The sequence below is a fragment of the Pyrobaculum neutrophilum V24Sta genome (assembly GCF_000019805.1).
GTDB lineage: Archaea > Thermoproteota > Thermoprotei > Thermoproteales > Thermoproteaceae > Pyrobaculum > Pyrobaculum neutrophilum.
In genome coordinates this window covers 1,635,101-1,658,618 of record NC_010525.1, presented here as the reverse complement: position 1 = coordinate 1,658,618, position 23,518 = coordinate 1,635,101, and the positions used below count along the sequence as shown (strand labels likewise).

Genomic DNA, 23,518 nt, shown 5'->3' with positions numbered 1-23,518 from the left:
TTAAATACACAGATGGGGGTCACGGGCATGTGCACGCCCCCAAAGAAGACAGAGGAGAAAAAGAAGCAACCTGAGAAATAGCCCTATCCCCTAAGCACAACAACACCCTCAGGTTTTTTAATCCTAACAGCAAGAGTCTCCCTCAGGAGGAAGCTGTGGCCCGCCTCGTCGGGGCCCAGATGGACAACCTCTGTGTCTACGCCCACTGCGATGTCTACCACGGCGGGGCTTGCGGAGAGCAGGAGGGCAACGCCGTCTTCCAGCTGCGGGATCACCGCCACCTCCCTCACCAGGGACTTCACCCTGGTGAGCTCCATGACGCCTGTCCTCTCCTCCACCACCACAAGTCTGGCGTATCTCCCCGGGCTCACGAAGAGGACGTAGGGCTCTGGGACGTAGGCCCGGTACAGCTCAGCCACAGCCCTAGCCACCTCCGCGGTGGCGGACCCCGGCCTCTCCCAGCTAGACGCTTCGAGAGTTCTGCCGGCGCCCCTGAGCAACGCCTCAGCCACAGCCGCGTCTTCCATGTAGGCGAACCTAGCCGCGGCCTCCTCTCCGGGAAACGCGCCGCCTCTCGAAAGCCACTCCTCAAGCCCCCGGTAGGAGATAGTAAACCTAAGCCTGACCTCCCTCAGCGGTATGACAGCCCTCTCCAACGACCCCTGCGCCCCCGCCGCCTCGACGCCGACGGCATCCGCGTCCCTCCCCACGTAGATAGTCTGGAGGTACCTCCTAAACCTCCTAGACGACGCCGCGGCCCCCCTCACCCCCTCCACGAATTTCACAACCCAACCGCCCCCGCCGGCCTCACCCGCTCTATTCCCCCCGTCCCCCGGGGGGTCGCCGCTTTTTATACCGGTGAGCTTCTCCACCTCCCCAGCGCCGGCCTTTAGCTCGCCAGCCAGCGCGGGGTCGTAGGCCTTCAGCAAGGCGAGAAACTCGCCGAAGTGCGTCTTCTCCTCGTTAGCAACATCTTCAAAAACCCTCCTCACCCTCTCGTCCTCTACGTATTTAGCCAGCTGTAGATATAGGCTGATGGCGTCGAGCTCCGCGATTATGGCCAGACGCAGGGCATCAGCAACCTCCAGAGAGTCGAACTTCTTCTCTCTAACGACGTCAACAGGGTTTTTCGAAAACACCATGACAGTGTTAGGTCTCATATATAAATACACAACAGAAACACATCAAAAACCTAGATTCTAATTCTACAACAACCCCCGTCTAAAGCGCCAGAGGGCGGCGCCAAATAATGGAAAAGGAGGTATCCCACCGAGGAAGAAGGGAGGAGCACGGCGGTTCGTTACAGCACAAGTCCCGACATGGCTACGTCGGCCGCCGCGCGGGCTCCGCCACACAGCGAAGTGGCGCAGACTCACGATATTTCGCGCCACTGTCGGAACCCACCCGCTTAACGATCATGCCGCTACGGTGGGCCGTAGACGCCTGGATCGAGACGATTCACGTCAACTACGACAAGCGCCTACACCAATACACAAAAGCTGAGCAGTGGGACAACAAGTGTGTTTTTACTCCTTCTTTTGCTGAAACCTTTTTCAAGTCGATGCGGACGCCGCCTGAGCGGCAGGCTGGGGGCTTCGGATGCCCTTCATTGGCCCTTCGGGGGCGTCTGCCCGTTTTCGGCGTATCCAATGCCGGCCTCTGTCTCCAGCGGCAGGAGCCGCTACGCCGGTGAGCCACGGCTCTGCTCACGCCTGTGTGAGAGCGGCGTGGTGCTGCACGCCGGTGTTCCCCGCGCCGTCGGCGTCTGCGGTTAGAGCTCTATCCTCCTTCCGCCTCTGATGACCTCTATCCTGGGGGTTCTGCCCTGGATCAGCGCTTCGCCTATCAACAGGCGGAGTTCGAAGACGTTGGCCACCTCGCGGCCGTCGACCTTGGTTAAGATGTCGCCTCGGGCGATGCCCATCTCTTCGGCCGGCGAGCTTGGCACGACGTCAACGACGAGAAGCCCTCTGTCTGTGGGGAGGCCGTATAGGGCCTTCAGAGCTTTGTTCAACGCAACGACGTATACCCCGAGCGCCGGCCTTACGTATCTCCCGTATCTCTTCACCATCTGGTACATGATTCTGACTAGGTCTATAGGCACCGCGAAGCCCAGGCCCTGGGCCCCGGCGATTACGGCCGAGCAGACCCCCACCGCCTCCCCGGAGAGGTTCACGAGCGGGCCGCCCGAGTTGCCGGGGTTGATCGCCGCGTCTGTCTGGACGAGGTATTCGAAAAACCTATCGCCAGCCCTCAAGCTCCTCCCCACAGCGCTTACGATGCCGAAGGTCGCAGTGGGCTTGTCAAGGAGGGCTAGGGGGAAGCCCACGGCGACTACCCCCTGCCCGACCCTCAGCCTCAGCGCGCTCCCTAGTGACAGCGGAACGGCGTAGAGGTCGGAGTAGAGTATGGCCAGATCCTCGGCGGGGTCCGCCGCCGCCACCACGGCGTCAGCCACCTCCCCCTCGGGGGTGATCAACGCCACCTCACCCGCCTGCGCCACGACGTGGTATGCAGTGGCGTAGACCCCCCGGTCTATGGCAAAGGCGGAGCCGAAGCCCTCGCCGACAGCCCCAACCCCCCTCGCCGCAACGCCCACGACAGAGCGGGCAACCTTTTCCACTAAGCCGCTCAAATCCATATGCAAAGATGAGCCTTTATATTTAACACCCCCGGGCCTACCCAGCCCCCGCCTCCGCGGCAGAAAAGCCGCCTATCCGCCTACGTTCCCGGCGGGCTCCACGCCAGAGCTGTCCGAAGCACCGCCGACAGCAGTCGGCGGCGCGCGCCCAGGTCCCCACCCCCGCGCAGGTCGAACGATGGCCCCCGCCGTCGGGCATGCCCTTTCGGGCGGCGCCCCGGGATCGACTACTCTGCGGCAAACGCCCGGTTCATGTAGGATGGGGGCCGAGGCGGCGGGGTCTGAGGCTGGGGGGCGGCGCCTTTAGCTTCTAGGCTATTAATCAGCCGCGTATTTTCGCGGTTAGGAAGCCGACACCCAGCAGTATATATGCGACAAAAAGCAGAACGATCCCCACGACTACCACCGCAGACGCGGACCCCCACCAGTAGAGCTTGTCTGCGGTTTTAAAAACCTCCTCCCCGGTCCCCCTAGCCAGCGTATCTAAGACACGCCTAAATCTATATGCAGAAGCCAACTGGAAAACCCAACCCACCACCCAAGCGGCGGCGGCCACGGCAAGCGCAACGCCGTGGAGGCCAGTGCCCCAGAGCAGGTGCGAGATGGAGAAGCCGGCAACGCTGTAGGCGATAGTATACGCCAGAGACGCCACGATTACGTATACCAGCCAACTCAACGCATCCCCCCTGGCGTCCCCCAGCCTCCCCAGAAACTCCAAAACCCCCACATACATCAAAACCGCACCCACCAATGTGGCAACCCAGCTCGACACAACCCCCGCCCCAGCCAAGAAGGCCCCCACAGCCGCAAACACCCTAGCGAGATCCAAATCCATAAGGCCACAAAACTGTAAGTTAATATAGTAATCCGCCCTTCAAGGCCGAACCCCTCCTTGCGCCTCGAGGCGCCTGTGGTCCAGCAGAGACGCAAACCACCGAGTCTCGCCAACAAAAGGCTACAACAGACGACCTTCCTCGCTACGTCATCTAACCCTCGCCCGCGAGCTTTTTCACCGCCGCCTTCAGCTCCTTCACTACGTCTACAAGCTCGTCGAGGCGGTGGAAGGCGTTTAGCGTATTCCGCTGCTCTTCCTCCAGCTCCTCCAGCCGCCTCAAGATGAGGTAGAGGGCTAGGAAGATAAGCTCTCTTTCGCCTACCGCCTTCCCCTTTTCCAACTTCCCCAAAGCCTCAGAGGCAAAAGCCGCCACAACAGCTGACTTTTCTCAACTCGTCCATAAGGCCTGTGGCGGACGGAGATATATATGTAACCGCGCGCCGGTGGGCCTACAACAGCGGCGGGCGTGGGAGGAGGGCCAGGGTGTAGAGCCCTGCGGCTGTAAACACGGGGATGCCGACGGGGAGGGCCAGCCTCAGCCACTCCCTAAAGCCGATCTTTAGGGCGCCCGCCAGCACGATGTTGGGCACGTTGCCGGGCACCGTGAAGCCGCCTGCGATGAGGAGCGACGTTAGGAAGCTCCGGAGCGCCTCCGGGGCCATCTCGGGGCCCACCAGAGTTGCGACGAGGGTGGCGTTGTCCGCCACGGCGGAGACCGCGCCGAAGAGGTAGAGGGCCTCTCTGCCGAGTCCGGAGACGGCGGCGGCGAGCGGCTTGAAAAACTCGCCCAGTATGGTCAGGGCGAAGATGAAGACGTACACCCTAGCCGCCCTGGCGAAGACCTCCCTAAGCTCCGGCTCATACGGCTCCACCTCCGCCCCGGCGCCCCTCCGCCTCGCCAGCGCGAAGTAGGTGTACAGGGCGAAGAAGACCACCAAGATGAGGACCACGTCGAGGAGGACATCCACGAGGTAGAAAAAGCCCTGCCTCAGCTTAGCCACTGCAATGGCCGACAGCGGCTCGCCCAGCGGCAGTAGAGCCGCGCCGGCGCCAATGGCGTATGCGCCGGACACAGCCGCAACCGCCTTGTAGCCATGCGGCGCCCTTGCAAACGCCAGAAGCTCCGCCAGCACCGCCGCCGCCACAACCGCAGACACCACGCTACTGGAGAGCCCCAGCGCCAGGACCAAAGCAGCCAGCACCCCAGGCCTAGCCAGAGCGCCGGCCCAAGCCGCCAGCCTCCGCCTCAAGAGGTAGAAGGCCAGCCCGGCCAGAAGAACAACCTGCGTGATGCCCACCGGCACGTAGCCGACCCCCGGCTGGTAGACAGCCACGGGGTGGAGAAGAGCCTCCTCAAGAAGGTGCAGGCTCCAGATCCCCCCAACAGACGCCGCCACGACGCCGACCCCCAGGAAAAACAGCTCGAGGTTGTGCTCCACCCGCCTAGAGGCCAGGGGAAGAGCCACAAGCAAGACGAGAAACACCACCTGTAAAACCAGCTCCATTCCCCGGCGTAAAAAATCGATTTTTAAGCGTTACATTTCACTATAGACAGCGGGGTACACCACAAAACTTTATTTGTTGAAGAGTTGATATAACTTATGTATGGACTTTCGGAAGTTATCGCGTCAGTTCTGCTGTTGGTGATAAGCGTGACCTTCGCCGTGCTTATCGCCTCGGTTTTCTACAACATGTACTTCCAGACTCAGAGCTCTCTGGTCGCCGAGCAGGCGAGGGAGTACTGCGAGGCGAGAGTGGTGGCGGTTACCAACGCCAGCGGCCGGGCCACCATATGGGTCTACAACATGGGCAAGGTTAGGTGCGTCTTCGCCGGAGCCTACGCCCTAGACGCGCTGGGGAACGTGGCCGCCGCGGCTTCGACATCTACATCTCTGGAGCCGGGCACATTGGCGGCTATAAACACCGCTCTGCCATATGGCTACCCCGGCTACAGGATCTCTACAGCACAAGGCCAGACCTTCGACTACTGGGGGAGATGACGGCGCCACGCGGCATATCAACGGTAGCAGCCTTCGCCATATTCGTAGTAGTGATGGCCGTCTTTATGCTAGCTGTCTTGTACTACTACCAGACAATACGTCAAGCAACGCTCCAGGGGGTGCAGTACGTGAGAGAATCCGCACTTCCGCCAGACCAAGAGGCGGCCTTGATATACAACGGCCAATCATGCCGCCTCCAGGCAGCGGGCCCCAACTACCCCTTCCTCTACTACATATCGATTAACAAAACAGGGGGGGTCTACATAGACGAGAGGATCCCCCCCTCGCCGTATCAGTTCCAGATACTTTGCCCCGACAAGCCCGGCATATACAAATACATAGGCGTTAGACAGAACGCCCAACTGGCCTACCTATATGTATACATTGGTCCAACGGCGACGTGGCTACAGGCAAACGGAACTGTATATTTCGTGAAAAAAGTCGGCGACGTCGTCAACATAGCGCTGTACCTAAACGCGTACAACAACTCAACAGGCTGGGCGCCCCTCCAATACAGCATATCGCTGACCTACGACAACAACCTACTCGACTGCTACCCCTCCGCCTTCTCCGCCGGTCCCACCTCGCTCGGACCTGGACAAGCGGGGGTCTACAGCCTGGGGACGGTTCAGTGCAGAGCAAAATCGACCTTCGTCTCTACCACAATAGGCGCAGTGGTTACGCAGACCTACGGCAGCTACAGCTGGACAACGGAAATACCAATAGTGGTGCAGCTGATAAACGCCTCGGCCACGCAGACAGCCCCAGCGCCGCCCTCCGGCGGCTGTCCAGCCACCATCACCCTGACCGCAGAACAAGGTAGCGTCTTAAGCGGCTACAACGAGCTCAACGGCTGGATCGCGGCGTGGGGGCCCTACCAAGGCGGAGCCGCCGTAGCTGTGAGACCTGGAGTGCTTGTCCCAGACTCTTTGAGCACCGGCACGGGGCCCTACTACGTCGAGCTAAGAAATCAAAAGATCGCAACGCTCTCTGTGAGCGGCGCGCCTGCAACCGTGACGGTCTCTGGAGCCATGCCCAACTTCCTCTCGTCTCTAGAAATAACCATCGGCAGCTATACCGTCTATTCAAACGGCTCGTCGGCCGCGGCGACCCTCCAGCCCGGCGTATACCCCGTCTACGCGTCAGTCAGAGCCAAGCCCAGCGCCTCCATCGCCGGCTCCACCGCGACGCTCTACATTACGTGCGGATCGACGCAGATCCCCCTCCTCTTCGAGATCCCACAGTGGGGCGACTGGGGAGTACAAGTCGACATATACTACAACCCCTCAGGCCAGTGGGGAACTCAGCCCAATTGGCAGAGCTACCAATACGTAGGCACCTGGTCGGTGGGCTCGGCGTACTTCTGGCTGTCTACACAGTCAGACCCCTACGGCTTTGGCGCCACACAACCGCCGTATTTCTCCATTAAGAGTTTAGTTAACACCGCGCCCAAGTGGGCCGCGGCGTGGCTTCCGCAGACCTCCTCCGGTTGGGTTAACTACGCCCTTAGATACAGAGGTGTACTCTACATCCCCTGGGATGGGGATGTTAACTTCGGCGCTTGGCACGACGACGGGGTCTACATATCCATGTGCGGAAAGACCCTAAACGCGTGGTATCCGACGGCGCCTCGTTTTGACAGCACCTCGGCCAACTGCGGTAGCGGTAACGTCTCTATAGAGATCGACTATTTCGAAGGGTATGTAGATTCTGTGTTGATCTTCGTCGTCGGGAAAGGCAATGATGCATATATACCGACTATAGACGGCGCCTACTACTGCTCCAAATTTGACTGGAAGACGGGGAGTTGCAAGAGCGGTTGGAGATTCAGCGCCGCTTCCGGCGGCGGTGTGCCGTATTTCGTGGTGGGCAGGTACACGCCGGGCGCCTCCGACGGCGGTGGCGCGCCTGTGCCATAGTATTTAAGGGTGGCCATTGGGATGGGTATGAGGCTTCTTTTAGTTCTGGCTGGGGTTGCCCTGGTTTTTGCACAGGTTTACGTCTTCAGCGACGGCTCTGGCTATGCGGTTTTTTCGCATATGGGCTTCTCTGTGTATTCTATGGATGGGCGGCTTCAGTATGTGGGGGGCGCGCCGGCCTACCCCGGGCCCACATGTATTGCGTTTTACACGGGAGCAGGCGTGTCTGTGGTGACGCCGCGGGGGGCTCTCCGAGCCTTCTACCCGCTTAATTTTACGCCTATTCTCTTGGCCACCGACTGCCAGACCGTGGCGGCTGTTAACCAGACCGCTGGAGTTTACATATCACAGGGCGTGAGATATGTATTTCAGCTGAAGGCGCCGCCCTACGCCATGTCTATGTTAAACGGCGTGGCCTACGTCCTTGATATGAGCGGCGACGTAGTTACCGCCGGGCCTAACGGCGTCTCTGTGTTAAAAATCGGCGGAGATCCGGCGGGCGCCGCGGCAGGCCCCCACTGCGTCGTCGCCTCCGTCGTACGTGGAGATGTGCAGTATTTCTACAGGGTAGACGCGGGCACGCCTCAGCTGATAGCGCAGAGGAGAGCCAAGGTGGGGCTTGCCTACACCTTCGCGGTGGGTCCCGGCTGTAGGTTCGCCTACGTAGACGGGGATAAGGAGACCGCCGTCGCCCTAGACGGCCCCTACACCATATATGGAACATCGACGGGCTACATAGAGGTGTATAGAGGGGATAAGCTCCTCTATTCTAAACACGTGGGGGGGCCCGTCCTGGCGCTTTCGTCCACAAGCCTCAACATCGCCTACGAGACCCCAGCCGGCGTCCGACCCCTCATCCTCGTCAACCTAACGGTTTATACCAACTGCGGCGTCTGGAGCATGCTCAAGGAGGCGTCGGAGCCCTACTCGCCGCCGCATATTCTGGACTTTGGAAACGGGACCCGTTGCGTCTTAAACAGCAGTTCAGCCGCGCCGGGCGCCGTCTACGCAGTATACACGAGGGAGTACTACGTCCAGCTCTCTTCTCCGCAGCCGTACGCCGGGTGGCTCCCCGCGGGGACGCGCGTCCCCCCGCCGCCGGAGGTCTCCCTCGGCTATATACGGCTGATGCCCGAGGGCTGGGCCGTGGGCGGCAGAGTCGTGAAGGAGATCACGGTGGCGGGCCCCCTCTATGCCTCCGCAGTATACAGGGCGGTGCCGGCTGTAAACGGGACTCTTGGCAACGGGACCGCGGTGGTGGTCTCGGTTGATACCCCCCAGGTGGTTTGGCCGCAACAGCCGGTCTACGCCGTGAAAAAGCTGTACTACGTCTACGTCGCTCCGCCGGGCTCCGTGTCGGGAGGCTCCGGCTACTACCCAGCCGGATCCCACGTGGCGGTATCGGCCGGCGCTCCACAAGCCCCGCCGGGCTGTAGATACGTCTTCGCGGGCTGGGTAGGCATAAACGCCACGTCCCCCAACGCCACAGTTTTAGTTACAAAGCCCATATCGGCTACGCCCCGCTACACGATGGAGTGTCTAGTAAGGCTACGTACGAAATACGGCACAGCGCCGGCCCCCCAGTGGGTCCCCGTGGGGACGACAATAACGCCGGAGGTGGCGCCGACGGCTGTGTGGGACCCCTTCCCCATCAGGTACACATTCGCCGGGTGGGCAATCAACGGCGTTGTGACCAAGAGCATAGCTGTGGCGGGGCCGGTAGAGGCCGAGGCGGTTTGGACGCTAGATCCGACGCCTGCGGTGGCGCTTGCCGTCGGAGCTGTGGTTGCCGGCGTCGCCGTGGCGTATACAATACGCCGGGCGAAAAGAACGCGTTAACGCGCCTCACTGTGTAGTACGGAACCCCCACCACAGAATATAAATGGTTGCACGTTTCTTGTGCCCATGAACAAGGTGAAAGGTTTGGAGCCGATTGTCGCCGCCGTGTTGTTGATAGTGGTGGCGGTGATAGGCGCCGTGTTGGTATACCTCTGGTTCGCCGGCTACGTCACAAAAGCCACAAGCCAAGCCGAGCAGATGGCCGCCTCAGAAAAGCTGAAGGTAGAGGCGGCGTCTCTATCCTCATCCGCGGCCTCAGGCGTCCTCTACATACGCAACCTCGGCGGAGACAACGTCACCCTATCAACGATATATGTGCTAAAGCCAGGCACCCTAAGCCCGCTGTGTCTGGCTAGCGGTATAACCGTATACAAGCCGGGCTCTACAACGGCCACCGCAACTACGTTGTACCCCGGCCAGCTACAGCAGGTGCAGTTCTCAATTCCCACGGGTTGCGTAACCGCCGGATACGACTACGTCATCAAGATAGTGACGTTGAAGGGCACCGAGTTCGCGGTTACGGTTACCGCGAGTTAGGCTTATATAAAGGCCGCCTTCTTTTTTACATGTCCGACTTTCTAGTTTTTGTCTTGGTTGGGTTGGTTCTGGCGGGGGTTGGGTTTGGCGGGTGGCGCAGGGCTGTGTACGTCTACAGGCTGGAGGGGCAGATCCCCCAGGTCCTGCGCGTGCTTTCTGACGCCGTGTCGGCGGGGCTGAGCCTGAGGGGGGCAGTGGAGTCTGCGGCGGCTCTGGCGCTTAGGCCTATGGCCGACGTGCTCAGGCACGTCCTAACTCTGTCTGAAATGGGGGGGCTTACGGTGGAGGAGGCTCTGTGGCGGGTGGCGGGGGAGATCCCGTCCCCCAACTTTAGGAGGTTTGCCCTTATTGTGACCGAGGCTACGCGTAGCGGCGCCAAGCTTCCCGAGGTGTTAGACGTGTCCGCTAGGAGCTTCGCCACGGTGGTGGAGTTCCGCCAGAGCGTCGCCTCGCAGCTCAGGCCGTACGTGGCGCTGTATTACGCAATAGTCGTCGTGTTGGCCGTGTTGACAGACGTGTTGATCTACATGCTTCTGCCTCAGCTGGCCCAGCTGACGGCGGCGGCCCCGGCCCAGGGCGGAATCAAGGCGGTTGTCTTAGACAGGTCTGCGGTCCTCCGGGCGTTGTATTTATCTGGGTTTGCGGGAGTCCTCGTGGGTGGGCTGGTGGTGGGGAGGGTTGTCTACAACAGCGCGAGGGCTGGCCTCCTCCACGCGGGGGTTGGGGCTGTGGTTCTGGCGGTGGGGCTATGGGCGCCGGCGTGGATGGGCTACTAGAGATCTTGGACGAGTACGAGATCTCCGAGCTGGTCCACGCCATTGTGTACGTGGATCGAGACGGCTTTAGGCGGTATAGGGCTGTGGAGCCGCCGTTGTCTAAGGAGGAGGCCGAGACGCTTCAGAGGCTGAAGCGGGCTGTGCAAAACGTGGGCGAGGTTAGAGACGGCGTGTTGAAGCTGGCGCGGGAGAGGCGGGTGGAGTATCTAGAGGAGTTGGCTAGGCGGGCGGCCGCCGAGTTTAAGATAAAGGTCGACGAGAGGGCTTGGGGCAAGCTCTTGTACTACCTGCGGCGGGATCTCCTGGGCTACGGGGTGTTGGACCCCCTCGTGAGGGACCCCTACATCGAGGATGTCCACGTCGACGGACCCGGCGCTGTGTACATCTGGCACAGCAGGTGGGAGTCTCTGAAGACAGACATAGTCCTCACGGCGGAGGAGCTGGACAGCTATGTGCAGAAGTTCTCCGCCCTGGTGGGCAAGTCGGTCTCCTACGCCGACCCCATACTTGAGGGGATGCTCCCCGAGGGCTACAGACTTGAGCTGGCGACGCCGCCTGTATCGCCGAGGGGCCCCTCCTTCGTCATAAGGAAGTACTTCGTCTCGCCGATAACTCTGGTGGACATGGTGAAGACGGGCACCATCTCCGCCGACGCCGTGGCCTACCTATGGCTTATGCTCGACTACGGGAGGAACATAGTGATCGTGGGGCCCACCGGCGCCGGGAAGACGACGCTGTTGAACGCCCTCCTATACCTCATTAGGCCCGACGCCAAGATCCTCACCATCGAAGACACCAGGGAGATAAACATAGTCCACGAACATTGGCAAGCCCTCCTCACGAGGCCCTCCAGGGGGGAGGGCGTGAGAGACGTCTCGGCCTTCGACCTACTAGCGGTTGCCATGAGGTCGCGGCCGGACTACGTGGTAGTCGGCGAGATCCGCGGCGAGGAGGCCTACGTCCTCTTCCAAGCCTTCGGCTCAGGCCACGCGGGGGCCACCACTATGCACGCCGAGACTATCGAAGACGCAGTGCGGCGCCTCCTCACCAGGCCGATGCACGTCCCCCCCATGTTGATAGGCCTCGCCCACGTGTTTGTCCGCATCATGAGGGTTAAGGTGGGCGGCCAGATCGTCAGAAGAGCTGTGGAGATCGCCGAAAACATGGGCGTGGCGAGGGGCGGGAGGCCCCGGCTACACTACGTCTTCCGGTGGAACCCGGAAAGAGACCTCCTGGAGCAGGTGGAGGAGAGTAGACACCTGGAGTCTATATCGAGGACGCGCTTCGTCCCCCTGGAGAAGCTGAGGGAGGAATACAGCAGGAGGAGGGAGCTCATCGCCCTCATGGTGGAGAAGGGCTACTCGACGCCCTACGTCGTGGCGAAGATCTTCACCCAGTACCACCTAAACCCCCAGAAGGCGCTAGAGGCGGTGAGAGCCGGCTCGGTATGAGGGGCCTCCTCTACGAGCTCTATAGACAGAGCGGCCTCGCCTTCTCCTACCGCCGCTACCTAGCCGCGCTGACGGCCGCCCCCGCCGGCGCCGCAGCCGCGGCCGGGGCCGCCGGCCTGCTCCTCCTGGGGCCAGCCGCGGGGGCCGCCTTCGCGGCGATAGCCGGCCTCCTCGCCTTCGCCGGCCTCCTCCTATACCCGGTACACCTAGTGTCCGCAAGACGTAGCCACTTCGAGAACAACTTCGTATACACCCTCTCGGTCCTCCTCCCGCTTCTCGCGGCGGGGGTGCCCCTGGGGAGGGCGGTGACGAGGCTGGCCGAGGTGGAGGACGATAGATACATAGCTAGAGAGCTCGCCCTGGCGGCGAGGGAGATGGTCGTCATGGGGTCAAGCCCCGAGGAGGCCCTGAGAAACAGCGCGGCGAGGGTCCCAAGCCCCACCTATAGAGAAACCGTGGAGGTGTTGACCAAGGCTGCCAGGATAACCCAGAGAGTCGACCTGGTGCTCCTAGCTAGGCTGGACTGGATGCTGAGGGCCAAACAAGTCAGAGCCCAGTCGCTGGTTAGGTCACTCTCCCTAATGTTCGAAGTCTTCGTCGTAGCCGTCATGCTCCTCCCCATAATGGTCTACATAGTGGCGCTTTCCTTCAGCCCACTCGGCGCACTGCAGATAGGCGGCCTCGCCCTGGACCCCCTAACCCTCATGGCGCTCATAGGGCTGGTGTACACGCCCGTAGTGGGCGTGGTCTTCTACCTAGTATTCGATTCCATAACCAAGATATAGTGCGGATAGGAGGCTACACCAAAAAATATTTTAGAGAACGCGCCGCAATCGGCTCTATGATGCTTAGGGGGGTCACCCTTGTCTACGGGCCGCCTGGCGCTGGGAAGACCACCTTTGCGGCGTGGTACACGTACAACAGCTACGATAGGGTGTTTTGGGTGTCGGCTTTTGAGGATGAGGAGACTTTTAGGAGGAATATGGCGGCTTTGGGCTACAACTTCGGCGGGAAGCTGGTCTACTGGGAGGCGGTGTTGGCCGGCGCGGAGGCGTTTTTCAACACCCTGCTGGACGCTGTGGCTCGCGAAAAGCCGCAGGCCCTGGTGATAGACTCCGTGACGGAGTTCCTCGCCGCGGGCGGGGGGCTGGACATCCTCCACAACATTATCTATAGAGCTGTAAAACAGAGCGGGGTTGACGTCTTTCTAACGGCGGAGAGGGAAGTGGCCCAGAGGGTGGCTTATGTGGCGGACAACGTCATTGAGCTGTTCTACGAGGTCTACCCCTACGGCGCCGTGAGAGAGGCCGTCGTGAGGAAGATACGCGGGGGGAGGGCGGGCTACACCATGCCGTATGTCATACTGGAGGGGGCCGGCCTGCTGTTTATAGCGCCAAGCTCTGTAAGTAGGCAAGTGGAGAGGCTAGAGACGCTGACGTGTATCGACGAGGTGGTCGGTGGGATTTACAAAGGGCTTCTACACGCCTTCGTGGGGCCGCCTGGGGCGGGGAAGACTTGGCATATGTTGAATGTGGCTAGGTCGTTGCGCGACCGCGGAGTGGAACCCCTCCTCATATCGATCTCAGGAGCCGGGTCTATATACGCTGAAAAATTCGGCGTAGAAACCATCGACGTAGGTCTAGACCTAGGCGAGTTCTACGCCGCGTTGGCCACCTCCAAAGCGCCTGTGATCTTCATCAGAGGGCTTGAGACGTTCTCAAAGCTATATGGCATCCAGTTGCTCTACACGGCGGTGCGCACTCTCCTAAAGCTAGCTAGGACGGGACGCGCCGTAGTTGTGTCACTTAGAGACCTATACGACCTCGACGTGCTTTTCGACGTGATTGTGAAGATTGAGGATAGGGCGGTCACAGGCGTGAGGGCGCCGGGCGGGAAGATAGGGGAGAGGGTGAGGTGCTGATATGTGTCTGACGAGGGATCTCCTGGCCCGCTTCTACGGCTCTCTTGACGTGTCGCTTCGTACTTTGACGCACTACCGCGTCTTGGCGGCGTTTGGCAAACCTCTGGACTACTTCCTCCTGGAGGAGCCCTGGCGTGTCTACGAAGTGCTGGAAAAGGCACTCGGCAAACACAACGCCGAGCTGATAATCAACATCTTGAGGAGCTGGCTCGAGAGAAATGGATGCAGGCTCACCCACGAACAGCTGGTGAAATATCTAACTACGAGAGAGATGTGGGGGAGCGCTAGGTAGGTTGCTTGCCGCTTATTTCTGCTATCTTTCCGTCTCTCATTTTGGCGTAGGCGTCGCAGTAGGGCAGTAGCTCTAGGTTGTGGGTGACCATCACTATCGTTATGCCGAGGGTTTTCTTCAGCTCTAGGAAGGTGTCCATCACAACCTTGGCTGTGGCGCTGTCTAGGTTGCCGGTGGGCTCGTCTGCCAGGAGTATCCTCGGCCTCGCCACTATTGCCCTCGCGATGGCTACCCGTTGCTGTTCTCCGCCGGATAGCTGGGTGGGCCTCTTCCTGGGGTCTATGTGGCCGAGCCCCGCCAGCCTCAACGCCTCTAGGGCGGCTCTCCTCCTCTCCTCCCTCGGCACCCTCCTGAGGATCAGCGGTAGCTCCACGTTTTCTAGGATAGACATGCGGGGGATGAGGTAGAACATCTGGAAGACGAAGCCGACGTTTCTGTTCCTGAACTCGGCCAGCTCGTCGTCGCCTAGGTCGTTTAGCCTCACCCCGGCCACCGTCACCTCGCCGCTTGTGGGCTTGTCCACGCCCCCTATGATGTGGAGAAGCGTAGACTTGCCAGAGCCCGAGGGGCCGATTATGCACTGGAAGGCGCCCCTCGGCACCTCCAGGCTGACGCCTCTGAGCGCCGGGTAGTCGCCGTAGTACTTAACGACATCTTTTACAACGATCTCCATGGCACGGCCGGGGCTGCGCTATATATAGGTTGCTCACGCGCGGCGAGGAGATGCGGCTTGTGTGTACAAGGGGGACCGACTGCGGTAGCTTCACGGCGCCCCGCGCGGGGCTCTCCGCCGCCGGCGTTATAAACTGGGCTGTTTATAACTCTATGGGCCGTGTCTTAACGGTTTTTGCGCATGGCGACGCAGACGGCGTTTGTTCGGCTGCTGTCGTAGTGGCGGCGCTGGCGGGGGAGTACGAGGAGGTTGAGGTCTATTTCACGCATCCGGTGGACCTGCTGAAGGACTTTAGGGAGTTCGCCCGGGGCGACGTCTACATAGTGGACGTGGCGATAGACGAGAAGGCGGCGGAGGAGGCTGGGCGGGTTTTCGCCGGGTACGGGGGGAGGGTGGTCTACGTCGACCACCACCCCCTCTCCGCCGATTTGCCCCGTGTGGAGGTGGTGCACGAGGTGGGCTCCTCGGCCTCCGAGCTGGCGTATAGGCTCCTCGGCGGGAGGCTCCCCAAGTCCTACAGCAGGGTTGCCCTCTACGGCGCCATCAGCGACTATATGGACCACACGCCGTGGGTGAGGGAGGCGTTGGAGGCTTGGGACCGCCGGATTATATACTTCGAGGCGGGGGTCCTGATGCAGGGCTTGGAGAGGGCTAGGAAGGACCACGACTTCAAGAGGGAGGTGGTTAGGCATCTGGCGAAGAACCTCCCGCCCTCTGCGATGGCTAGGCTTATGAAGATGGCTGAGGAGCAGGCGAGGGTCAACGAGGAGCTCGTCTGGTGGGTGGAGAGGAACGTCTCGCTCCGCGGCTCAGTCGCGTTGGTGGTCAACCCGCCGGGGCCGCTCGGCTTAGCCGCCAACTTGGCCAGGGGGCTGGCGGGGGCTGAGGTGGGGGTGGCGGCTGAGGCTAGAGGCGACATGTACGTAGTGAGCCTCCGTTCCAGGGGGCTTGACCTAAACGCCTTTCTGAGGGATTTCGCCAGGAGATACGGCGTTTCGGGCGGGGGCCATCCAAACGCGGCCGGGGCGAGGATCCCAAGAGACCTCCTCCCCGTCCTCGTGGAGGAGCTCAGCCGCCTACGTAGATGACGCCGGAGGCGTGGGGCGCCTTGGCGGCCTTTATCTGCCTGGGCTCCGTCAGCCACGCCACCACGTTGCTGAAGAACCTGCGGTTGTCGCCCAGGGTTATGAAGTAGGGCGTGAAGGATCTGACCGACCCCACGAAGAGGAAGTTGCCGGCCTGCGCAGCCACGGTGTAGTTCCCCTCTCCGTAGCCGAAGACGTAGCCCCTCACCGTCAGCCTATGGGGGGCGTTGGTGGCCACCGCCGAGGGGCTGAAGAGGGCCAGCCTCCTCACGCCGCTCAAAAGGCTCCAGTTTCCGCTGGGCTCCGCGTAGACGAACTGCCAGTTCTGGAGGTAGGTCCCGCCCCCGGCGGTGAAGTTGTAGACAGCCCTTAGGCCGGACATGTTGAAGTGCATGGGCAGGGGGTCGAAGACGGCGTAGGCGGAGTAGGGCGCCACGTAGGCCGCCCCGCCTGAAACAACGACGGCGCTTGCCCTCATGTCGTAGAAGTAGGCCGCCCTCACCCCCCTGGCCGTTGCGTTTAACACAGCCGCCAGGGCGTCCTTTGAAAACGGCGCAGTTGGGTTAACCACGACCAGCCCCGTGGCGTTGGCCAGGAGAGAGGTCAGCTGGTACTCGCTCGCCGCCGCCACCAGCGCGAAGCCCCGGACGGCCAGCTCGGCCCTAAGCACCTCGATGAATCCCCTCGGCACCATGTTGCCGTGGGACATGTCCAACACCACGTAGGGCTTCCCCAGCGGAGACGTGGGGAGCGTCGCGTTCCTGGGGACGCCGGGTCTTACGTCGATCTGGAGCACCCCCGGATAGATGTAGAACACGGGGACGGGAGAGGCGTTGAGGAGCTGGGACAGAGGCACCCTCCAGGCGGCCGCCCCCGTCGTGTTGGCGATACCGCCTAGGTAGACCAGGGAGTAGTTCCTGAGGCCCAGCTCCTCCGCCATATCTCTCGCGGCGTCGAGGACCCCCCCTACCTTGTCCACGAGGCCTAGCCTCAGCGCCTCCTCCGCCGTGAAGAGACCCGCGGTTTCGAAAACAGCCGGGTTCGCCTTGATCCTCCCCCTCCTCCCCTCCAGCACCGCCTTCACGAAGTTCTGCCTGATCTTCTCAACGTCGTCGTAGTAGCTGAGGAGATCCTCGCCGTAGTACTTCAGCGGCCCCGTGGTGTACACGTAATCGCCCGCGTCGTAGAGGTACAGGTCGGGCCAGATGACGGCCACAACGCCGATGCTGCCCACCCAGCTGGAGGGCGCCGCGTAGATCCTCTCCGCCGCCACGGCCGTGTAGTAGGCGCCGGAGGCTCCGAGGCCGACAACCACGGCGTATTTGGTCTTGTTCAACCCCCTGAGGGCTGTGTAGAGGGCCTCGGTCCCGGAGACGGTCCCCCCCGGCGAGTTGATGATCAGGATGACCCCCGCCACGTCTCTCCTCTGGGAGAGCTCCACGAGGGCCTTCACAACCCTATCCGTCTCGGGGCCGCCGATGACGAAATCCACAGGCACAAGCACGATCTTCGGCTTAGTTGGCTGAGGAGCCTCCCCCGGCGCCTTAGGCTGACATATCGTAAACACGGCCAACAGAGCCACAACGCCGAGCGCCAAGGCCAGCGCTATCCCCACCGCCAGAGCCCGCTCCGCCATAGGGGCCCCGTGGAGCGAATATATAACCTTTCTGCGCGCGGCCGCCGCACAGCCCCCCGCCTCGCCCTACGCCGGGACGCCCACCGCGTGGAGACAGAGACAACGCCAGCCGGGATACTGGGCCTATCTTGAGGTCGCTGAGGGGGTTCGGAGCTTCTGCCGTGGAGGGACGTATCGGGGGCGGGAGGGGGGTATATGCCCTTGGCCGGGTGCCCTACCGCCAGTCCCTCCTGGGCGGAGCGAAGACGTCGACAACCACAGCGTCTGTTAAGGCCACAGCCTCGTGTTCAACCCCAGGCGGTATGTGGACGACGTCGCCCTGCGATGCCGTGAACCTACGCCCGCCCACCTCGAACTCCAGTAGCCCCTCCAGCACCACCGTGATCTGCTCGTTGGGGTGGCTGTGCCTCTGCACCACGCAGCCGGCCTTGAGCTTAAACTGCGCCACTGTGGCCCCCTCGCCGGATATGTACCGCCTCTCCACGCAGTCGCTTAGCCTCTCCCAGCGCCAGGTCATAGCCTCATCAGCTTCTCCCTCTCCTCCCGGGGGAGCGCGGAGATGTCCACCGACTCTAGTATCACCTCGGCGGCCTCCTGGGGATCTCTGTAGTAGAACTTGACGCCGCCTATCACCACCGCCCGGAGCGCGCCGCCCTCCACCAGCTTATCCAGCCGCCTTTCGGCCTCCTCCTGCGGCATGCCCAGGTACGCGGCGGCTTGAGACGCCGTGAAAGCCCCCAGCCACCTAGCCAGCCTCAGAGCCGAGCGGAGGAACACACATCTATGTGCCGCCGCGGTTATATATTTTGTGGTTTATATGATTTATATACCACCCGAGGTGGGCCCATGGACGCCGCCGCGTTTCTAGAGGAGGTTCTCAAGATATACAGCCCTCCCCACGGCGAGGGGGAGCTGGCCAAGTGGCTACTGCGGTACCTCAGAGACCACGTCTCAGACGTGTGGATAGACGAAGCCGGCAACGTGGTGGCGGTTAGAGGCCGCGGCGAGCCCGTCGTCTGGCTACACGCCCACATGGACACGGTGCCTGGCCCCCTCCCCGTGAGAAGGGAGGGAGACGTGTTGTGGGGCCGCGGGGCGGTGGACGACAAGGGCCCCCTGGCGGCTTACACGAAGGCCTTCCTGGAGGCGGAGCCCCGGGGGACGGTGGTGCTGGCCCTCGTCACGGCGGAGGAGGACGACAGCGCCGGTACGGAGGCCCTCCTGAGGGGAGGTCCCCCCAGGCCCCGCTACATCTACGTGGGGGAGCCCACCTCCCTCCACGTGGCGTACGCCTACAGAGGCGGCGCCAAGGTCTACATTGAGCTTGAGTCTAGGGGAGGCCACGCCAGCTCCCCCATATACGGCAACATCGTGGAGGAGCTCTACGCCGTATACCAAGAGGTCAAGAGGGCTCTTGGACACGCCGAGAGGTACGACGCCTTCACCGTCACGCCCACCCTGGTCAACTGCGGCGACGCCCCCAACAAGATACCGACGAGGTGCACCATGGTCCTAGACGTGAGGATACCCCCCGGTAGGACATGCCGCGACCTCCTCGCGGCCCTCCCCCCGCAGGCGAGGGCGAAGAGCTGCGTAGAGCCGGCAGAGGTCTCGCCCACAAACCAAGCCGCCAGGGCGCTCGTCAGAGGGCTGCTGAAACTCGGCCTAGAGCCCAAGCTCAGCAGGAAGTGGGGCACGGCGGACTTCAACCTCCTCGTCGACCTCACCAGAGACATTGCCGCCTTCGGCCCCGGCGACCCGCGGCTAGCCCACACGGAGGACGAACACATAGACATCAAAGAGGTAGAGCTAGCGGCGGTGGTTCTGAAAAACGCCATAGCCGAGCTAAAATAGGGCCCTCCATCTATCAAGTTCGAGACGAGCTCCGACGTCTAGCAGACCTCCACAGCCGGCTGAACAACAGCAAACTCCCCAACTGGCGTTGTAGTTGACAATTGGGTGAGGGGTCGCCACGTCTGGGATAGGCGAAACGGTAAATATATCCCGTGTTTTTCCCTCTGTGGAGGTTTTTAGGTCTAGGGCGGTGGACTACGATAGGTGGTACGCGGCGCATCCTGCGCTGTATAGGTCGGAGCTAGACGCCGTGTCTAGGTTCGACTGCCGCGGGGGCGTGGAGGTGGGCGTCGGGACGGGGAGGTTCGCCGCGCCGCTTGGGGTGAGAGTGGGCGTGGACCCCGTGAGGGAGATGCTCAAGCTGGCGCCCGGGGCGCTGGAGCTGGTGGAGGCGGTGGGGGAGGCCCTCCCGCTGAGGGATAAATCCCTCCCATGCGCCCTCCTGGTGGTTACCCTCTGTTTTGTGGACAACCCGAGGGCGGTTTTGCGCGAGGCCGCGAGGGTGGCCGAGAGGGTGGTGGCGTGTATAGTGCCGAGGGAGTCGCCCTGGGGCAGGCTGTATGTGGAGATGGGCGCGGCGGGCCACCCCTTCTACTCCAGGGCGAGGTTCTACACCCTTGGGGAGGTGGTGGAGATGGCCGGGGGGCTGAGGCCGGCGCGCGTGGTGGCCACGTTGCTGAGACCCCCGGGTGGGCCCGAGACGGAGGAGGAGGCGCGGGAGGTCTCCCTGGCGGAGGCGGAGCGGGCGGGGTTCGCCTGTGTGGAGTTTAGGCCGTGAAGGTGGCCGTCGCCTCTAGGAACCCCAACAAGGTGAGGGCCGTGGAAGAGGCGTATAGGCTCTTCGGCATCCCGGCGCGCGTCTCCTCGGTGGATAAGCCGCCCTCTCTCCCCCCGCAGCCGGTCGGCCTTGAGGCTGTGGTGGCGGGGGCCGTGGAGAGGGCTAAGGCGGCGCTCGCCGCGGCGGGGGAGGCGGAACACGGCGTTGGGATAGAGGCGGGGGCGTTGGAGGCCGGAGGGCGCCACCTCGACGTGACGGTGGCGGCGGTGGCGGACAGAGGCGGCTTGGTGACGTTGGGCTTCGGCCCGGCCTTCCAGATCCCGGACGTCTTTCTGGGCGACGTGTTGAGGGGGGTGGAGCTGGGGGTTCTGGCGGAGAGGCACTTCGGGAAGGCGGCCGTCGGATACAGGGAGGGGATAATAGGCTTGCTCACCAGGGGGAGGGTGACCCGCCTCGACCTCAACGTGGTGGCTGTGGCTATGGCGCTGGTGCCCAGGCTGCCGGCCAACGCCCAGCTCTACCGCTTTTGGAAAACGGCGCCGTAGAAGGGCATAGCTCTGATGAGGCGCCTCTCCAGCTTGAACCTAGACGCCAGCATGGCCTCCGTCTCCCTCCACGTGAAGACGTGGTGTGCTCCCACCGCCGTGAGGATGGCGAGGTAGCCCGGCATAGACTCGGCCACAGGCTGGGCGACGTAGAGCCTACCCCCCGGCTCCAGAAGCCGCGAGATGCAGTCGAGCTCGCGGAGTGGGTCCGGCATCCACTGGAGCTTCTCTATGAGCAACACGGCGTTGTAGCGGCCTGAGAGCTCGCAGGCGCTAGACGCCGCGGCGAAGGCGGCGGAGGGGGCCACCGCCTTGGCCATCTCGAGAAGGGCGGCGCTGGGGTCGTAGCCGAGGTAGGAGGCGGGCCTGTAGTCCTCGTGGTAGAAGGCGGCGAGGTGGCCCTCCCTAGAGTAGGGCTCAAGCACGGCTTGCCCGTCGGTGACACCCACCGCCTTTAGGAAGGCCTTCACCATTATCCTGTGCCAGCCCTGTACTTGTATATCGCTGTAGAGGAGCTCCAGCGCGTTTCTATCCACCTCGTCCCGCGCCACCCTGGCGGCGCCCAGCTCGTCGAACCTCATGTGCATCTCCACCCACTCCCTCGCGTATAGTCCCCTCGGCATCTCGGGCTCCCCAACCTCCTTCCTGAATTCGCCTCTCTCGTCTATTATCCCCCTCCTGAGAAGCGATATGTAGAGGGCTTTGGCAAAGGGCTTTTTTAGATCTGCGCCCTCCTTCACCTCCCGCCACCACTTAGCCGCATACCAGACGCTCCAGTCAAGAGCTTTCTTGAGCTCAAAGATGCCGCCAGACGCGTGTATGTACTCCTTAAAGTGTCTCCAGACCGAGGAGAAGTCTACGTACATATCAAGGCGCCCACCTCCCTAAGCTTCAGGAGGACTGGGTAGAGCTCCCTCGGAGCTCTCCCGGACTCCAACGCCTGGAGAACCATCTGCTGGGTGGTTGGGCTCAGCGCCGCCAGCCTATCCCAATCCCGCACCTCGCAGTCGCCGAGCTTAACAACGCTCGTCCTTTCGCATCTAGCCTCGTCTATGGGGTGTCCACAGCTGGGGCAGAAAACCGAAAGGCCAGGCGACGCCTCCAGGAGGAAAGGCCTTCCACAACGCGAACAAACGCCACGCAGGAGTGTGGCGAGCTCCACATACCTACTAACTTGCAGGTATTTTAGGATTCCGGAGGCACCTCCTGTGTATAATGAAACCGGCGTGGTAGCGGGGCCCGGATTTGAACCGGGGACCTCGGGGTTATGAGCCCCGCGGCCTACCAGGCTGGCCTACCCCGCTCCGGTACTAAAAATACCACCGCTTTATAAGCTTTTCTCAAGAAAGGGGGTTAGCTGGGGGTCGGCGACCTGAGCTTGTCTAGGGTGTCTCTGAGGGCTATATACATCAGTATGTGGCCCACCAGCGTAAGTATGCCGGATATGCCGGCTATTATCAGCGCTATGTCGATGATGTAGAGGATACCTGCGACCATGTAGAGCGAGTTGTTGTAGCGGCCGTTTAACTTGAAGGCGCCTATTATGAAGGTCAGTATCTCGCCTACGAAGTATATCACCCCGCCTATGAGGGCAACTATGAAGATGGTTATTAAGCCGGAGAGCATCCCAAACGGCGGCCCCGCCATATGAAGCGACGCCCAACCAGCCGCTATCGCCGCCAGTCCAACGACCAAGCCCAACACAACGACGAGAAGGCCGACGATCATGAGGGTGGTGCCGGTGTAGCAGATCTTAAATCCGCCGTCTACCTGCGAGAGAATCCGCATCCCACCCCTTATTTTCGAAAACAGCGCATATAGTGAGATAGCCACCGCGGCCACAAGCGCGGCTACGAAAACGGCGACGGCGCCTACAAGAGAGCCTAAGCCGGCCGCCGGGTAAAAGCTCAGGGAGGCAAAAAACGACAGCAAGCCGGCCGCCACGCCGACCAGCGCCACGACGACCGATATCAGGAGGTACAGAAAGCCCGTCTTCAGCTGGCTTACGCCGTCTATCTCCAAAATTCTCGGGTCCATAAAAAGAGATATTCGGCGTTTTATAAATTTTGCTTCAGATCCTCCAGGATTTGGTATATGGAGCGGGGGTCGGCGGTCCAGAGGGGGGAGTTTCTGGAGACGGTGCACCTCACCTTCCTGTATGAATACCTCACGCACTCCATGTAGCCCCGCGACGCCAGAGCTCTAAAGACCTCGCCAACTATCTGTTGCGGCACGCCCGATTTGGCGGCGACCTCGCTGGGGTAGAGGCTTATGGCGCTTCCCTGGGCGTTTACGAAAAACTCGGCGAGGGCCTTTGCGATTTTGCACAAGACGCCGCAGGCGCCGCCCTCCATCAAAGCTTAAGCGTGGGGAGAAGCAGGCTGAACAGCCCGTTGAAGATCCATATCAAAATGGCTAGGCCGAGGGCGCCGAGCCACCCAACCCCCTGTAGCTTCCGCAGGGCATATAGCCACACGAAGAAGGCCACTACGCCGCCTACGAAGGGTATTTTAACCACGGCGTGAATAACCCAGTAGATCACCGCGCCCACTAGGGCGGTAAGCGCGGCCCCAGCTAGATCCTCCCTCTTCTGCCTGCCGGGGAAAACCTTAAGCGCAAGCCACACCGCGATGGTGGAGACCAGCCACCCAACCACGAGCCCAAGCACCTCTTTCGCGAGCGACATAAAGAGACGCTATAAATTACATTTAAATTTTTAACTATGTTCTTCAAATC

At 61.7% G+C, this 23,518-nt stretch carries 27 protein-coding genes and 1 tRNA gene; 13 read left to right on the top strand and 15 right to left on the bottom strand.

The annotated features are described in order from the left end of the window. Window positions 1–83: 83 nt before the first annotated feature. From TNEU_RS09505 to TNEU_RS09485, 5 genes are all read right to left on the bottom strand, one after another. Entirely contained in the window at window positions 84–1,142 is a 1,059-nt protein-coding gene (locus TNEU_RS09505; RefSeq protein WP_148682444.1) for an encapsulin, read from the bottom strand. A 629-nt stretch (window positions 1,143–1,771) separates the two neighbouring features. Beyond that, window positions 1,772–2,641: a S1C family serine protease gene (locus tag TNEU_RS09500; protein ID WP_012351213.1), complete on the bottom strand. Its 870-nt coding sequence runs from the start codon at window positions 2,639–2,641 to the stop codon at window positions 1,772–1,774. Window positions 2,642–2,963: 322 nt separating this feature from the next. Then, window positions 2,964–3,476, bottom strand: a complete 513-nt coding sequence (locus TNEU_RS09495; protein WP_012351212.1) for a DUF996 domain-containing protein — start codon at window positions 3,474–3,476, stop codon at window positions 2,964–2,966. 151 nt (window positions 3,477–3,627) lie between these two features. Then, window positions 3,628–3,825 carry a hypothetical protein gene (locus TNEU_RS09490; protein WP_148682443.1) on the bottom strand — a complete coding sequence of 66 codons (198 nt, stop codon included), beginning with the start codon at window positions 3,823–3,825 and terminating at the stop codon, window positions 3,628–3,630. Between the two features lie 100 nt (window positions 3,826–3,925). Next, window positions 3,926–4,981 (bottom strand): DUF1646 family protein, encoded by a 1,056-nt coding sequence (locus tag TNEU_RS09485; protein WP_012351210.1) that lies wholly within the window; start codon window positions 4,979–4,981, stop codon window positions 3,926–3,928. A 96-nt stretch (window positions 4,982–5,077) separates the two neighbouring features. Here TNEU_RS09485 and TNEU_RS09480 point away from each other — a divergent pair, with 96 nt between their 5' ends. From TNEU_RS09480 to TNEU_RS09440, 9 genes are all read left to right on the top strand, one after another. After that, a complete protein-coding gene (locus TNEU_RS09480) occupies window positions 5,078–5,476 on the top strand; it encodes a hypothetical protein (RefSeq protein ID WP_012351209.1) in 399 nt (132 codons plus the stop codon). Then, window positions 5,473–7,395, top strand: a complete 1,923-nt coding sequence (locus tag TNEU_RS09475; protein WP_012351208.1) for a hypothetical protein — start codon at window positions 5,473–5,475, stop codon at window positions 7,393–7,395. Before TNEU_RS09480 ends, TNEU_RS09475 begins: the two co-directional genes overlap by 4 nt. Before the next feature lie 27 nt (window positions 7,396–7,422). Next, entirely contained in the window at window positions 7,423–9,234 is a 1,812-nt protein-coding gene (locus TNEU_RS09470; RefSeq protein ID WP_012351207.1) for a hypothetical protein, read from the top strand. Window positions 9,235–9,300: 66 nt separating this feature from the next. Continuing rightward, window positions 9,301–9,771, top strand: a complete 471-nt coding sequence (locus TNEU_RS09465) for a type IV pilin (RefSeq protein WP_012351206.1) — start codon at window positions 9,301–9,303, stop codon at window positions 9,769–9,771. 29 nt (window positions 9,772–9,800) lie between these two features. Next, the gene (locus TNEU_RS09460) at window positions 9,801–10,547 is read left to right on the top strand and encodes a type II secretion system F family protein (protein ID WP_012351205.1); all 747 of its coding nucleotides are present in this window, start codon (window positions 9,801–9,803) and stop codon (window positions 10,545–10,547) included. Continuing rightward, window positions 10,520–11,998: a type II/IV secretion system ATPase subunit gene (locus TNEU_RS09455; RefSeq protein WP_012351204.1), complete on the top strand. Its 1,479-nt coding sequence runs from the start codon at window positions 10,520–10,522 to the stop codon at window positions 11,996–11,998. The genes TNEU_RS09460 and TNEU_RS09455 overlap by 28 nt, the downstream gene beginning before the upstream one ends. Next, a complete protein-coding gene (locus TNEU_RS09450; RefSeq protein WP_012351203.1) occupies window positions 11,995–12,783 on the top strand; it encodes a type II secretion system F family protein in 789 nt (262 codons plus the stop codon). Before TNEU_RS09455 ends, TNEU_RS09450 begins: the two co-directional genes overlap by 4 nt. A 56-nt stretch (window positions 12,784–12,839) precedes the next feature. Further along, the gene (locus tag TNEU_RS09445) at window positions 12,840–13,919 is read left to right on the top strand and encodes an RAD55 family ATPase (RefSeq protein ID WP_148682442.1); all 1,080 of its coding nucleotides are present in this window, start codon (window positions 12,840–12,842) and stop codon (window positions 13,917–13,919) included. Between the two features lies 1 nt (window position 13,920). Then, complete coding sequence (locus TNEU_RS09440) at window positions 13,921–14,211, top strand: hypothetical protein (RefSeq protein WP_012351201.1); 291 nt, start codon at window positions 13,921–13,923, stop codon at window positions 14,209–14,211. Here TNEU_RS09440 and TNEU_RS09435 read toward each other — a convergent pair. Next, window positions 14,204–14,884 carry an ABC transporter ATP-binding protein gene (locus TNEU_RS09435; RefSeq protein WP_012351200.1) on the bottom strand — a complete coding sequence of 227 codons (681 nt, stop codon included), beginning with the start codon at window positions 14,882–14,884 and terminating at the stop codon, window positions 14,204–14,206. The genes TNEU_RS09440 and TNEU_RS09435 overlap by 8 nt on opposite strands. A gap of 152 nt (window positions 14,885–15,036) precedes the next feature. Here TNEU_RS09435 and TNEU_RS09430 point away from each other — a divergent pair, with 152 nt between their 5' ends. Further along, window positions 15,037–15,972, top strand: a complete 936-nt coding sequence (locus tag TNEU_RS09430; protein ID WP_012351199.1) for a DHHA1 domain-containing protein — start codon at window positions 15,037–15,039, stop codon at window positions 15,970–15,972. On the opposite strand, the gene TNEU_RS09425 is transcribed toward TNEU_RS09430, so the two are convergent. The 3 genes from TNEU_RS09425 to TNEU_RS09415 all read right to left on the bottom strand — a co-directional run bounded on the left by TNEU_RS09425 (window position 15,953) and on the right by TNEU_RS09415 (window position 18,382). After that, window positions 15,953–17,605, bottom strand: coding sequence for a S49 family peptidase (locus TNEU_RS09425; RefSeq protein WP_012351198.1), 1,653 nt, complete (start codon window positions 17,603–17,605; stop codon window positions 15,953–15,955). The genes TNEU_RS09430 and TNEU_RS09425 overlap by 20 nt on opposite strands. Window positions 17,606–17,819: 214 nt before the next feature. Beyond that, entirely contained in the window at window positions 17,820–18,122 is a 303-nt protein-coding gene (locus tag TNEU_RS09420) for a cupin domain-containing protein (RefSeq protein WP_012351197.1), read from the bottom strand. Beyond that, window positions 18,119–18,382 carry a Fis family transcriptional regulator gene (locus tag TNEU_RS09415; protein ID WP_012351196.1) on the bottom strand — a complete coding sequence of 88 codons (264 nt, stop codon included), beginning with the start codon at window positions 18,380–18,382 and terminating at the stop codon, window positions 18,119–18,121. Before TNEU_RS09415 ends, TNEU_RS09420 begins: the two co-directional genes overlap by 4 nt. A gap of 69 nt (window positions 18,383–18,451) precedes the next feature. Between TNEU_RS09415 and TNEU_RS09410 the strand changes: the two genes are divergently transcribed. The 3 genes from TNEU_RS09410 (at window position 18,452) to yjjX (ending at window position 20,782) form a co-directional block, all read left to right on the top strand. Further along, a complete protein-coding gene (locus TNEU_RS09410; RefSeq protein ID WP_012351195.1) occupies window positions 18,452–19,459 on the top strand; it encodes a M20/M25/M40 family metallo-hydrolase in 1,008 nt (335 codons plus the stop codon). A gap of 166 nt (window positions 19,460–19,625) precedes the next feature. Then, on the top strand, window positions 19,626–20,237 hold the full coding sequence (locus TNEU_RS09405; RefSeq protein WP_012351194.1) for a methyltransferase domain-containing protein: 612 nt from the start codon (window positions 19,626–19,628) through the stop codon (window positions 20,235–20,237). Beyond that, window positions 20,234–20,782, top strand: a complete 549-nt coding sequence (gene yjjX, locus TNEU_RS09400; RefSeq protein ID WP_012351193.1) for an inosine/xanthosine triphosphatase — start codon at window positions 20,234–20,236, stop codon at window positions 20,780–20,782. Before TNEU_RS09405 ends, yjjX begins: the two co-directional genes overlap by 4 nt. Here the strand turns inward: yjjX and TNEU_RS09395 are convergent. The 6 genes from TNEU_RS09395 to TNEU_RS09370 all read right to left on the bottom strand — a co-directional run bounded on the left by TNEU_RS09395 (window position 20,755) and on the right by TNEU_RS09370 (window position 23,468). After that, window positions 20,755–21,648, bottom strand: coding sequence for a class I SAM-dependent methyltransferase (locus TNEU_RS09395; RefSeq protein WP_012351192.1), 894 nt, complete (start codon window positions 21,646–21,648; stop codon window positions 20,755–20,757). The genes yjjX and TNEU_RS09395 overlap by 28 nt on opposite strands. Beyond that, the gene (locus tag TNEU_RS09390) at window positions 21,639–21,944 is read right to left on the bottom strand and encodes a hypothetical protein (protein WP_012351191.1); all 306 of its coding nucleotides are present in this window, start codon (window positions 21,942–21,944) and stop codon (window positions 21,639–21,641) included. Before TNEU_RS09390 ends, TNEU_RS09395 begins: the two co-directional genes overlap by 10 nt. A 65-nt stretch (window positions 21,945–22,009) precedes the next feature. Continuing rightward, window positions 22,010–22,086: transfer RNA gene (locus tag TNEU_RS09385), tRNA-Met, on the bottom strand. A 49-nt stretch (window positions 22,087–22,135) separates the two neighbouring features. Further along, complete coding sequence (locus TNEU_RS09380; protein ID WP_012351190.1) at window positions 22,136–22,819, bottom strand: DUF973 family protein; 684 nt, start codon at window positions 22,817–22,819, stop codon at window positions 22,136–22,138. Window positions 22,820–22,839: 20 nt separating this feature from the next. Then, on the bottom strand, window positions 22,840–23,136 hold the full coding sequence (locus TNEU_RS09375; protein WP_012351189.1) for a hypothetical protein: 297 nt from the start codon (window positions 23,134–23,136) through the stop codon (window positions 22,840–22,842). Beyond that, window positions 23,136–23,468, bottom strand: a complete 333-nt coding sequence (locus tag TNEU_RS09370; RefSeq protein ID WP_012351188.1) for a hypothetical protein — start codon at window positions 23,466–23,468, stop codon at window positions 23,136–23,138. The genes TNEU_RS09375 and TNEU_RS09370 overlap by 1 nt, the downstream gene beginning before the upstream one ends. Window positions 23,469–23,518 lie beyond the last annotated feature (50 nt).